Raw genomic sequence first — 10913 nt, forward strand, 5'->3', positions numbered from 1 at the left:
GTCACCGCCTCGCGCCGACGCGGGCGGTGTCGCGGCCTCCCCCACCACCGCGACCCCGGAACACCGCGGTGGTGGTGTTCGCCGGCCGGGCCGCGACCGTCGCCCGTTCCGTGGGGTGATCGCCGGCGACCGGTTCGCCGGCAACCGCCGGGGCGGGGTCCGGCGCGCCGTCGAGTCGGGTCCGGGCGAGGGTGACGTCGCCGGTGTACTTGAGCAGCGCCGCGAGCAGAACGTCGCGCACATCGCGGATCGAACCGTCCCCGGCGTGCGCGTTCAGGACGGTGGCCGCGCGGGCCGCGTCGATGACCTCGGAGATGGACGGGCTCTTGCGCAGCGGCAGTTCCCGGAGGGTGCGGGCGAATTCGACGACCTCGGCGGCGGTCGCCGGCAGCACCTCGGGGGCGCGGGCGGTGACGATCTCGCGTTCACGTTCGGGAGTCGGGTAGCCGACGTGGTAGTGCAGGCACCGCCGTTTCAGGGCGGCGGACAGTTCGCGGGTGTCGTTGGAGGTGAGGATCACCCAGGGCGCCGAGCGCGCCGTGAACGTGCCGACCTCGGGGATGGTGATCTGCCGTTCGGCGAGGATCTCGAGCAGCAGCGCTTCCATCGATTCCTCGGTGCGGTCGACCTCGTCGACGAGCAGCACCACCGGCTCGGGTGAGAGCACGGCCTCGAGCAGCGGCCGGACGGCGAGGAAGCTCTCGGAGTACAGCCCGAAGTCCTGCTCGGCGAGGAAGCGTGAGGCGTCGGCGATGTCCGGGTACGCGGCGAGCCGGTCGCCGATGCGGTCGCGCAGCATCTGCACGTGCAGCAGTTGTTTGGCGTAGTCCCATTCGTACAGGGCGCGGCTGTCGTCGAGGCCCTCGTAGCACTGCAGGCGCACGAGTTTGCGTCCGCCGGCCGCTGCGAGAGCCTTGGCGAGTTCGGTCTTGCCGACCCCGGCGGGTCCTTCGAGCAGCAGCGGCCGGTCGAGGACGGTGGCCAGGTGCACGACGACGGCGAATTCGTCGTCGGCGATGTAGTCGTGGCGGCGCAGCGCATCCTTCAGTTCGGCACTGTCGGCGAAGCTGGTCGGTTCGGCCCTGTCGGCGAAGCTGGTCATCGGGTACTCCTGTCGCGCGGTCGGAACGCGCCCGGGGCGGGGCAGGGGACTCCGCCCCGGGCGCGAGTTCTGCGGGGTCGGTCCATCGATCCGTCGGACCGTAGGACCGGTCGATGCAGTGTCAGTAGGACCGGTTGATGCAGTGGTCGACGACCGGGATCATCGATTCGACCGTCACCTCGCGCGGGTTGCCGGGGGTGCACCAGTCGCCCTGAATGTGCTCGGAGATGGCGCGCACGGTCTTCTCGTCGCCGCGGATCGTGTCACCGCGACCCGCGTACTTCTTGGTGTTCATCTGGTTCTTCTCGTACGAGTCGGTGCGCACGGATCCGAAGTTGTCGGGGATCCCGACGTCCTTGGCGAGCCGGATCGCGGCCTCGACCGCGGCATCGGCGGCCTGCACGGTGGTCATGTTGCGGGTGTCGACGCCCATCGCGGTCGCGATGCGGGCGTAGTGCTCGTACCGCGAGGGCAGGTTGTACTCCCACACCCGGGGCAGCGCGATCGCGTTGTTGAGGCCGTGGTGGCTGTCGAAGAACGCGGACACGGCGTGCGAGATCGAGTGCACGATGCCCAGACCACCGGAGTTGAACGCCTGCGCGGCGATGTACTGGGCGTTCATCATGCCTTCGCGGGCCTTGAGGTTGCGCGGCTCGAAGACGGCCTCGCGCAGGTTCTTCGCGACCAGCTCGATCGAGTAGAGCGCGTTGCCCAGCGACGGTGCGAAGTCCAGGCGCGAGACGTACGGCTCGGAGCCGTGTGCGAGGACGTCGAATCCGCAGTAGGCGGTGAAGTGCTGGGGGCAGGTGTAGTACAGCAGCGGATCGTCGATGGCGAGGGTGACGATGGTCGCCTCGTCGAAGCCGACCCACTTGTGCGGGTGGTCCATGTCGGAGGTGTCGGTGATGACGTACGCCCACGACGTCTCCGAGCCGGTGCCGGCGGTGGTGGAGACGGCGATGTGCGGCGGGTTCTCCTTGTTGGTGGACTTCGCGAAGCCTTCGAACTCGTTGATGTTGCGGCCGTCGTGGGCGATGACGACGCGGGCGCCCTTGGCGGCGTCGTGGCTGGAACCGCCGCCGACGGAGATGATCGAGTCGCACTTCTCCTGCTGGTAGAGGGCGGCGGCCTCCATCACGTTGTAGTCCTTGGGGTTGGACTCGACCTTGTCGTAGAGGACGACCTCGACACCCTGGTACTCGATCTTGCCGATCAGCTCCTCGATGATGCCGGAGCCGCGCAGACCCGTCGTCATCAGCAGGGCGCGCTTGAATCCGAGGTTCTTGGCCTCGACGCCGATGATGTCGTGTGCACCGACACCCATCAGTGCACGCGGGAAGGGATGGAACTCCTTGATCGGGAAGTCCCAGATCTGATTGAGCTCGATGGCCATCGTGTCTCTCCTCGGTCGCCGGGTGGTTCACGGTGTGTGACCCACATCTCATCCGGGTTCCACCGTGGCGGACGCCCGCCCGGCAGTGAAGAGCTGCGGGCCGGAACCGTCCGGTTTGCGCGCCGAAGCCGTCCGGTCGAGCGCGGTCGCCTGCCCGATCGGCCAGGGTGCGCGTCCCGCCGACCGGGATACGGCGATGCCGATGCCGCGGGGTGCCCGGTACCGTTTCCCTGCCGCCCGGTCCGGCTGCTACCCTTGAACTAGAACACGTTCTAGATTGGGTTCGGCTGGGCAGGCCGGCGACCGCACCACCTGTTCCAAGGCGCAGCCGTTCCAAGGCCCAGCCTGCACGACGAGAGGACGAAACACCCCATGACGACAGTCGAGGTGCCGCACGGCTCACGATCGGTGATTCTCACCGTCTCCGCCGTCATCGAGGAGACGTCCGACGCACGCTCGCTCGTCTTCGAGGTACCCGCCGACCTGCGGGACAAGTTCGAGTACAAGCCCGGACAGTTCCTCACCCTGCGCATCCCCAGCGACCGCACCGGCTCGGTAGCGCGCTGCTATTCGCTGGCCAGCTCGCCGTTCACCGACGACTCGCCCAAGGTCACCGTCAAACGCACCGTCGACGGCTACGGCTCGAACTGGCTGTGCGACGAGATCTCCCCCGGCGACCGCATCGAGGTGCTCCCCCCGTCCGGCGTGTTCACCCCGAAGTCGCTCGACCACGACTTCCTGCTGTTCGGCGCCGGCAGCGGCATCACCCCGGTGATCTCGATCCTCAAGTCGGCGCTGACTCAGGGCTCCGGCCGGGTCGTGCTCGTCTACGCCAACCGGGACGAGGCGTCGGTCATCTTCGCCGAGGAACTGCGCGCCCTGGCCGACAAGTACCCGACACGGCTGACCGTCGTGCACTGGCTCGAGTCCGTGCAGGGCCTGCCCACCGCCGACCAGCTCGCCGCCCTCGCCACGCCGTACACCGGGTACGAGGCGTTCATGTGCGGGCCCGGCCCGTTCATGGACACCGTGCACGCCGCCCTGCACGCCGCGGGCATGGACCGCACCCGGGTCCACGCCGAGGTGTTCAACTCGCTCGCCGGCGACCCCTTCGCCGACGCCGCCCCGGTCGAGATCAGCGACGAGGAAGCGGCCGACGCCGCGACCGTCGAGGTCGAACTCGACGGCGAAACCCACACCCTGGCGTGGCCACGCAAGCAGACGCTCGTCGACCTCATGCTGGCCAAGGGCCTCGACGTGCCCTACTCGTGCCAGGAAGGCGAGTGCGGATCGTGCGCGTGCACCGTCCTCGAGGGTGAGGTCGAGATGGAGCACTGCGACATCCTCGACCCCGAGGACATCGAGTCCGGCTACATCCTGGGCTGCCAGGCCAAGCCGGTCAGCGACAACCTCAAGATCCAGTTCTGATCCACCGCATCTGCCTGCCGCCGATCCGGCGTGCGCAACCGCGCCCGCCGGATCACCGCAATGCCCGCAGCCGGGCCCGTTCGGCCGCGTCGAGGTGCTCGGTCGCGTAGCTCAGCGCTGTGCGGCCCATCGCCGCGGCGTGGAGATCGAGAAAGCTCACCAAGACGTCGCGGTCGACGCGTTTGCCGACCTCCCGCAGCATCCACCCCGACGCCTTCTGGATCAGGTCCCGCCGGTCGCCCAGCACCCGCGCGACCAACGTCAGCGTCGGTTCCGCCTCACCGCGTTTGATGAACGCGAAACTCGCGAGCAGACCGGCCCGCCGTCGCCACAGATCCGGGTTGTCGACGAGTTCGGTCAGCAGCCCGGACTCGCCGGGGTTCTCACGCACCCAATCGCCGACGATGCGGTCCGCCGACGAATCGACCAGGTCCCAGTTGTTCACACGGCCGCACCGCAGCGCGTCGAGGTAGCACTCGACGATCCGATTCCGGGCGCCGCGGTCGCGCGCGAACCGGTCGACGAGAATCAGCAGTCCCGCGAGTCGGTGTTCGTGAACGGGACTGTCGAGCAGGGCCCGCGCCTGGTCGATCGGCAACGCCCGGAAGCGACCGGCGACCGCGCGGGTCTGCGGGACCCGCAGCCCGAGGAACTCGTCGCCCTCCCCGTACTCGCCCGGGCCGGTCTTGAAGAAGCGGCGCAGTTGCGCGGCCGCGGCCGGGTCGGCCAGGGCGTCGAGCGCGACCCGCACGTCCCCGGCGCTCTTCTCAACGGTCACGGCTGTCGAGCGTACGGCGTCCCCGCGCCCGAGACCGGTAACGACACCGGATCACGATTCGACGAAGAAACCCGCTCTGACCTGCATGCGGAGTTACCGCACCGCAACCGTGCACATCTTGACCGACCGGTCGATCAGACCTATACCGGAAAACGGAAGGACACACTCTCACGAGGAGGCTCACCATGTTCTCCGACAGTCGGCTGCAGGACTATGTGGCCGTGATTCTGGGCGTCTTCGCCGCCCTTTCGCCGTTGTGGCTCGACACCAACGATGCGGCCATGTGGTCGCTGATCGTCCTCGGTGTGCTGGTCGCGCTGAGCGGCCTCGCGCAGATCGTCCGGCCGTCGATGGCCGCGATCGACTATGCAATGGGTGTCTTCGGTGTGCTGTTGTTCCTGTCCCCCTGGGTCATGGACTTCACCGCCTACAACGGCGCCTCGTGGACCGCGTGGATCGTCGGTGTTCTCACCGTTGTCGTTGCCGTCGCGGCCCTGCCCGTCATGAACGCCCGCATGCACGGAGGCGGACTGGCAACCCATCACTGATCCGCACACGATCCGGGACCGGGGCGAGCGGCCACCGCGCCCTCGCCCCCTCACGGATCACCGAAAGTGGTGCGCAGGTGAGCACACACGTTCCCCGGCCGGGCGGTCGCCGCGCGCGAGACGAGAGCCGGACCCGCATCCTCGACGCCGCCGAAACGCTGTTCGCAACCCACGGTTTCGACGCCACCGCCACCGCGGCGATCGCCGTGCAGGCAGGCGTGCCGAAAGGCCTGATCTTCTACTACTTCCCGACCAAGGAGGCCATTCTCGAAACGCTCGTCACCGAACGGATGCCGGCCGAACCCATCACCGATGTGAACGCACTCGTCGAACCCGGCGATCCAGCGGCCAGTCTCGTCAACCTGGACACCGCGCTGAACCTGCGCGACCACCGGTCGTCGGTGCTGCGGGTGATCATCTGGCGCGAGGCCGACACCCATCCCGACGTGCGGAGCCACCTGCACCGGCTGCGGTCGAACCTGCACGACGTCACGATGCGGCTGCTGCAGGCGAGCGCCCCCGGCCCGGTGCAGCCGGGCACCCTGCGGGCGTGCGCGACCACATGGGTGTCGGCGATGTTCTCGGCGGCGAGCACCGACCGGCTGCTCGCCCTGGACGGGCTGCCCCGGAACCGCGAGGACCTGCGTACCGTGGCGCGGGTCGTCGCGGCCGGGATGTCCGGGATGGGGAAGCTCTCGTTCGGGTGAACGGTCAGCCGACGGCGTCGTCGGCGGGAGCGAGCAGAATCCGCCCCGCTTCGAAGGCGCGGGCACCCTCCGGCAGCTCTCCGGGCTCGCCGCTGAGGAACACTTCGACGCGGCCCGATCCGGAAATCGGGCGGCCGAGCGCATCGATACGGCGCAGCGTCTGACGTGCGACGGCCTCGGCGCTGTCGAACAACCGCACCCCGCGGGGCAGCTGCGCCGCGATCGAGTCGGCGACCAGCGGATAGTGGGTGCAGCCGAGCACGACCCCGCTGACGCCCGGTGGGGTCCGCGCGACCGCGGATTCGATGGCGGCCGCGGCCCCGCCCCGGTCGCCACGGTCGATGGCGTCGGCCAGTCCATGACATGCGACGCCGACGACCTCGCTTCCGTTGGCGAACTGCGCGATGAGATCGGCCTGATAGCTGCTGGCTGTGGTCGCGGCGGTCGCCCAGATGGCCACGGACTCGCACGCCGCCGCGGCCGGTTTGATCGCCGGGACCGTGCCGACCACGGGAATTCCGTCGCCGAGGTCGCGGCGGACCTCGTCGAGGGCGGTGACGGACGCGGTGTTGCACGGCAACACGACGACCTCGGCGCCGCGCCGGACCGCGCGTCTCGCCGTGGTGACGACCTGTTCGATCACCCAGTCCCGCGGTTTCGGACCCCACGGCGCGCCGTCCGGGTCCATCGACAACATCAGATCCAGTTCGGGCCGCAATCGGCGCAGCCACGCCGAGGTCGGCAGCAAGCCGAAACCCGAGTCGATGAGCGCAACGATCACCGTACGAATCTAGCGCGCGGCGCCGACGGGCCTGGCGGGACGTGCCGGATCACGACGTCGGGGCGAGCATCTCCTCGATCGGCGCACCCGCCGCGATCTTCGCGCGGGTCTTCATCACCTGCGCCGGCAGACCACCGCCGACGACCCCGACGAGGCGTCCGTCGCGCTCGTAGTAGACGAGGAACTTACGGCCGTCGTCGCGCACGACGTGCACGGTGTCCTGAGCCGACACCGCGCCGAGGCCCTGGATCTTCACGTCGTACTGGTCGCTCCAGAAGTACGGGACCTGAGCCGCCCGGTCGCCGCCGGCGCCGAGCAGGGCCTTCGCCAGCACGGCGGCCTGCTCGCCTGCGCTCGTCCAGTGTTCGACACGCTTGCGGCCGCCGTCGGGCAGCTGCCAGGACGCGACGTCGCCGACCGCCCACACGTGATCGGCGGAGGTGCGCCCCACGCTGTCGCACACCACACCGTTGTCGAGTTCGATGCCCGAACCTTCGAGGAACTCGGTGACCGGCACCGATCCGATGCCGAGGACCACGAGGTCCACGGCGATCTCGGTGCCGTCCCCGAGCACCGCGCCGGTGACCCGGCCCTCGCCGCGAAGCTCGGCGAGCCCGACCCCGGAGCGCACGTCGACACCCTCGGCCGTGTGCAGGCGTTCGACGAACGTGCCGACCTCGGTGCCGAGCACCGACGCGAGGGGCGTGGGCTGCGGCTCGACGAGCACGACGTCCATGCCGCAGGCCCGCAGGCTCGCCGCGACCTCGCAGCCGATGAAGCCGGCGCCGACGATCAGTGCCCGGCCACCCGGGGTGATGTCGGCGCGCAGGCCCACGCTGTCCTCGACGGACCGCAGCACGTGCACGCCGGCCAGTTCGGGCAGGCCCGGGATGCGGCGCGGACGCAGGCCCGTCGCGACGATCAGTTCGTCGTAGCCGAGCGAAGTGCCGTCGACCAGGACGACGGTGCGCGCCGCGGCGTCGAGCGACTCGACCGCGACACCGAGTCGCAGATCGATGCGCTGCTCGTCGAAGAATTCGCGCGGGCGCAAAGTGGTGTTCTCGCGTTCGCCGCGGATCACGTCCTTCGACAGCGGCGGCCGGTCGTACGGCAGGTGCTCCTCGGCACCGACCAACACGATCTCGCCGTCGAACCCGGCCCGCCGCAACTCCTCGGCGGTGCGGACGCCGGCCAGACCGGCGCCGACGACGACGACCTTCCTGGTGCCGTCCTCGGTCACATGATCATTCGACAAGTGCTCTTCCTTCGATTGTGGTGACGCCGGTCTCCTCGATACCGTTCAACTTTTCTACCAAAAAGGTGAGGTCGGGTGACAGTCCTAGGGCCCCGCTACCCGGCCGGGGAAACACCGGGGCGTGCGTCCCATCCGAACGCCGGAGTCACTAGAGTCGAGGGCAACGTGCAGACAACGGAGTCGACCACGGACATCACCGGCAGCGCTTCCGAGGAGCCCCTCATGACCAGCGACAGCGGCGCAGGAATCAGCCGCGTACAGTTCGGCGCCGGCATCTCGCCGGGCCCCGTCGACACGCAGGGCCGCACGATCATCGCCGACGCCGTCGTCGCCAAGATCGCCGGCATCGCCACCCGCGAGATCAGCGGTGTGTTCGACGTGGGCGCCGGATCCACCCGCGTCGTGGGCGCGCTGCGCGACCGCATCCCCGGCGCGCGCATCAACCACGGTCAGGGTGTCGCCGTGGAGGTCGGTGAGAAACAGGCCGCGATCGACATCGGCATTGTCGCCGAATACGGCGTGGCACTGCACGAACTCGCAGTTGCGATCAGGCACAACGTGATCGGCGCGGTCGAACGGATGACCGGCCTCGAGGTCACCGAGGTCAACATCACCGTGTTCGACGTCGTCCTGCACGACGAAGCCGCCGCTCTCGTCGACGACGCCAAGCCGCGAGTGCAGTGACGATCGCCGGGACGCCACCCGCGGCGGGACTCGCAGAGCGCGTCGCCGACGCCGTGCTCGCCGTCCCCGATGTCGCGGGTCTGCACGGCGGGGCGTTCGGCGAGATCGCCACCTATCTGCCGGGCCGGCGCATCGAGGGCATCCGGATCGGCAGCGACCTGTGCGCGGTGCACATCGTGGCCCGCTATCCGGCCGATCTGCCCGCGGTCGCCGAAGCGGTGCGGGCGCGGGTCGCGCCGATGGTCGCGATGCCCGTTCAGGTGACGATCGAAGATCTGCACACCGGCGAGAACCACCGTCCCGGCGAAAAGCCCCGCCCCGGCGATAACCCCTGTCCCGGCGACAACACAGAGGCGGCACCGTGAACCACACGCCCATCAACAACACCGTCATCGGTCTCCTCGCGGGACTGCTGCTGGCCATCGCGGGCATCCTCGGCGGATTCAGCGGTCTGCTGTTCGCGGTGCTGCTCGGCGCCCTCGGCATGGCGATCGGCGCACACCGCGACGGACTGCTCGACCTCGGCGCCCTGCTCAGGAGCCGGGGTCGTGGCTGATCCGAGCCTGTCCACCACACCCGCACCGGAGGACACGCGCGCACACCGCGGTTCGCTCGTCATCAAGGACCGCGCGGTCGCACGGATCGCCACGGCCGCGGCGCTGCAGGTCCCGGGCGTGGTCCGCCGCAGCGGCGGTCTGAGTCTGCTCACCGGTCGTGAGCTGCCGCGCGCCGACGTCACCACCGGCGCCAACGCCGTGGCCGTCAACCTGTACGTCGCCGCCGAATGGCCGTACGACGCGGCGATGCTCACCCGCCGTGTGCACGATTCCGTCGAGCGGCAGCTGCGCGAACTCACCGGCCTGTCGGTGCACGAACTGAACGTGCTGGTCGCCGCGACCGCCGTCCCCGAGGGCGACGGGGACAGCGACACGGCGATGCCGGTCGAGTACCTCGAATCGGACATCGTCTCTGCCCGCACCGAACCGCGCACCGCGGTTCCGGTCGTCGCACCGTTGCCGCCGCTGGCGTATCCGGCGGCCGCTCCGGCCGCGGCGCTCATCGCCGTCGCGGCGCTGCTCCTGGCGTTCACCGCCGCGCGGGAACTGCTCATCGTGCGGGGCACCTACGGGGGCGCGCCGTGGCTGCGGAACTCCTTCGAATGGTTCGGTCGGCTGCACTGGGAGCCGTGGATCGCGCCGGCCGCCGCCGCGTGCGTCGCCGCCGGGATCGTGCTGCTGGTGGTGGCCTGCAAACCGCGGCGACGCACGCATCTGCCGCTGCAGGTCGACGGTCCGGTGGCGACGGTGTGGATGCGTCGCACCGACCTGGCCCGCATGTGCAGCGCCCACGCGACGGCCCTGACCGGGGTGGCCACCGCGCGCACCGTCGTCGATCGGCGGCGCGCGGTCGTCCGGATCACCGTCGAGGACGAGACCCCCGTCGCCGAGCTCACCGCCGCGGTCCGGGCCGCGGTGGAACCGAACCTGGCCCTGCTCGCGAAGCCGATCCCACTCGTCGTGAAGGTGAACCGGTGAAACTGCGCACCGTCCTGGTCAATCGGTTCATCACATTCGGGATCGGCCTCGTCCTGCTCGGTATGGGCGCGTTCGCGCTGGCCTGGGTGGGCAAGGTGCCGTTCACCCGGGATTCGCTCGCGCGGCTCGACCGGCCCCGCGTCATCGATGTGCCCGACCAGCCGTGGTGGACGGCGGCGCTGTGGGGTGCGGTCGCGGTGGGCCTGACCGTCGGCATCGTACTGCTCGTGGTGAACCTGTCGCGGCGCCGCACCTCCACCGTGCAGCTCTACGACGAGGTCACGCACGCGACGCTCGGCGTCGAACTCGGACCCGTCGCCGACGGTGTCGCCGCCGAGCTCGCGGCACTGCCCGGGGTGCGGTCGGTGCGGAGCCGGGCGGTCGTCGAACGGCACCTGCCGACCCTGTCGGTGACGGTGCACGCCGATCCGAACATCGACGTCACCGAGTTCACCGCCAGCGCCGAGGAGACCGCGCTGCGCGCGGCCCGGGCGCTCGGCGGGGCGCGGGTCGCCACGCAGGTGCTGCTGCACCTCGATCCGGCTGTCGAGGTCCGTTGAGAGCCGGGACGATCCGTGGCCGAGTCCCCTCGACAGTCGCGGTGCCGGCGCTGTTCGGTTCGGAAGCAGTGACCGGTTCCCGAGTGTTCATCTTGCGGCCCATTTCCGGTACCGCAGTCTCGTAATTCCGTGTCACCTCGGC

The 10913-nt window shown here is 69.8% G+C and carries 13 protein-coding genes; 8 read left to right on the plus strand and 5 right to left on the minus strand.

The window, feature by feature from the left end; translation table 11 throughout:
• Position 1: 1 nt before the first annotated feature.
• Together RZ1_RS18815 and mdo are read right to left on the minus strand one after the other, a co-directional pair.
• Positions 2-1102, minus strand: a complete 1101-nt coding sequence (locus RZ1_RS18815) for a MadB family AAA-type ATPase (protein WP_072814020.1) — start codon at positions 1100-1102, stop codon at positions 2-4.
• A 121-nt stretch (positions 1103-1223) separates the two neighbouring features.
• Entirely contained in the window at positions 1224-2495 is a 1272-nt protein-coding gene (mdo, locus tag RZ1_RS18820) for an NDMA-dependent methanol dehydrogenase (RefSeq protein ID WP_072814021.1), read from the minus strand.
• Positions 2496-2867: 372 nt separating this feature from the next.
• Between mdo and RZ1_RS18825 the strand changes: the two genes are divergently transcribed.
• A complete protein-coding gene (locus RZ1_RS18825; RefSeq protein ID WP_072814022.1) occupies positions 2868-3923 on the plus strand; it encodes a ferredoxin--NADP reductase in 1056 nt (351 codons plus the stop codon).
• Positions 3924-3975: 52 nt separating this feature from the next.
• On the opposite strand, the gene RZ1_RS18830 is transcribed toward RZ1_RS18825, so the two are convergent.
• On the minus strand, positions 3976-4701 hold the full coding sequence (locus tag RZ1_RS18830) for a DNA alkylation repair protein (RefSeq protein ID WP_072814023.1): 726 nt from the start codon (positions 4699-4701) through the stop codon (positions 3976-3978).
• A 185-nt stretch (positions 4702-4886) separates the two neighbouring features.
• Here RZ1_RS18830 and RZ1_RS18835 point away from each other — a divergent pair, with 185 nt between their 5' ends.
• Both RZ1_RS18835 and RZ1_RS18840 read left to right on the plus strand, forming a co-directional pair.
• Complete coding sequence (locus RZ1_RS18835) at positions 4887-5249, plus strand: SPW repeat domain-containing protein (protein ID WP_072814024.1); 363 nt, start codon at positions 4887-4889, stop codon at positions 5247-5249.
• A gap of 77 nt (positions 5250-5326) precedes the next feature.
• Positions 5327-5956 (plus strand): TetR/AcrR family transcriptional regulator, encoded by a 630-nt coding sequence (locus RZ1_RS18840; protein ID WP_072814025.1) that lies wholly within the window; start codon positions 5327-5329, stop codon positions 5954-5956.
• 4 nt (positions 5957-5960) lie between these two features.
• Here RZ1_RS18840 and RZ1_RS18845 read toward each other — a convergent pair whose 3' ends face one another.
• Positions 5961-6737, minus strand: coding sequence for a glutamate racemase (locus tag RZ1_RS18845; protein ID WP_072814026.1), 777 nt, complete (start codon positions 6735-6737; stop codon positions 5961-5963).
• A 49-nt stretch (positions 6738-6786) separates the two neighbouring features.
• Positions 6787-7992, minus strand: a complete 1206-nt coding sequence (locus tag RZ1_RS18850) for an NAD(P)/FAD-dependent oxidoreductase (protein ID WP_072814027.1) — start codon at positions 7990-7992, stop codon at positions 6787-6789.
• Positions 7993-8214: 222 nt separating this feature from the next.
• Here RZ1_RS18850 and RZ1_RS18855 point away from each other — a divergent pair, with 222 nt between their 5' ends.
• Genes RZ1_RS18855 through RZ1_RS18875 form a run of 5 tightly spaced genes read left to right on the plus strand, consistent with a single transcriptional unit; the run spans position 8215 to position 10771 of the window.
• Positions 8215-8676 (plus strand): Asp23/Gls24 family envelope stress response protein, encoded by a 462-nt coding sequence (locus RZ1_RS18855; RefSeq protein WP_072814088.1) that lies wholly within the window; start codon positions 8215-8217, stop codon positions 8674-8676.
• 2 nt (positions 8677-8678) lie between these two features.
• A complete protein-coding gene (locus RZ1_RS18860) occupies positions 8679-9041 on the plus strand; it encodes an Asp23/Gls24 family envelope stress response protein (RefSeq protein WP_238071801.1) in 363 nt (120 codons plus the stop codon).
• An 11-nt stretch (positions 9042-9052) separates the two neighbouring features.
• A complete protein-coding gene (locus RZ1_RS18865) occupies positions 9053-9232 on the plus strand; it encodes a DUF2273 domain-containing protein (protein WP_072814089.1) in 180 nt (59 codons plus the stop codon).
• The gene (locus tag RZ1_RS18870; RefSeq protein ID WP_072814028.1) at positions 9225-10211 is read left to right on the plus strand and encodes an Asp23/Gls24 family envelope stress response protein; all 987 of its coding nucleotides are present in this window, start codon (positions 9225-9227) and stop codon (positions 10209-10211) included. The genes RZ1_RS18865 and RZ1_RS18870 overlap by 8 nt, the downstream gene beginning before the upstream one ends.
• Positions 10208-10771 carry an Asp23/Gls24 family envelope stress response protein gene (locus tag RZ1_RS18875; protein WP_072814029.1) on the plus strand — a complete coding sequence of 188 codons (564 nt, stop codon included), beginning with the start codon at positions 10208-10210 and terminating at the stop codon, positions 10769-10771. Before RZ1_RS18870 ends, RZ1_RS18875 begins: the two co-directional genes overlap by 4 nt.
• Positions 10772-10913: the final 142 nt, after the last annotated feature.

It is taken from the genome of Rhodococcus zopfii NBRC 100606 = JCM 9919, assembly GCF_001895025.1.
Lineage (GTDB): Bacteria > Actinomycetota > Actinomycetes > Mycobacteriales > Mycobacteriaceae > Rhodococcus > Rhodococcus zopfii.

Bases quoted from the DNA above. Each gene is read 5' to 3' on its own strand.
- RZ1_RS18855 (WP_072814088.1), top strand. From the start codon at position 8,215: ATGACCAGCGACAGCGGCGCAGGAATCAGCCGCGTACAGTTCGGCGCC.
- RZ1_RS18815 (WP_072814020.1), bottom strand. From the start codon at position 1,102: ATGACCAGCTTCGCCGACAGGGCCGAACCGACCAGCTTCGCCGACAGT.
- mdo (WP_072814021.1), bottom strand. From the start codon at position 2,495: ATGGCCATCGAGCTCAATCAGATCTGGGACTTCCCGATCAAGGAGTTC.
- RZ1_RS18835 (WP_072814024.1), top strand. From the start codon at position 4,887: ATGTTCTCCGACAGTCGGCTGCAGGACTATGTGGCCGTGATTCTGGGC.
- RZ1_RS18825 (WP_072814022.1), top strand. From the start codon at position 2,868: ATGACGACAGTCGAGGTGCCGCACGGCTCACGATCGGTGATTCTCACC.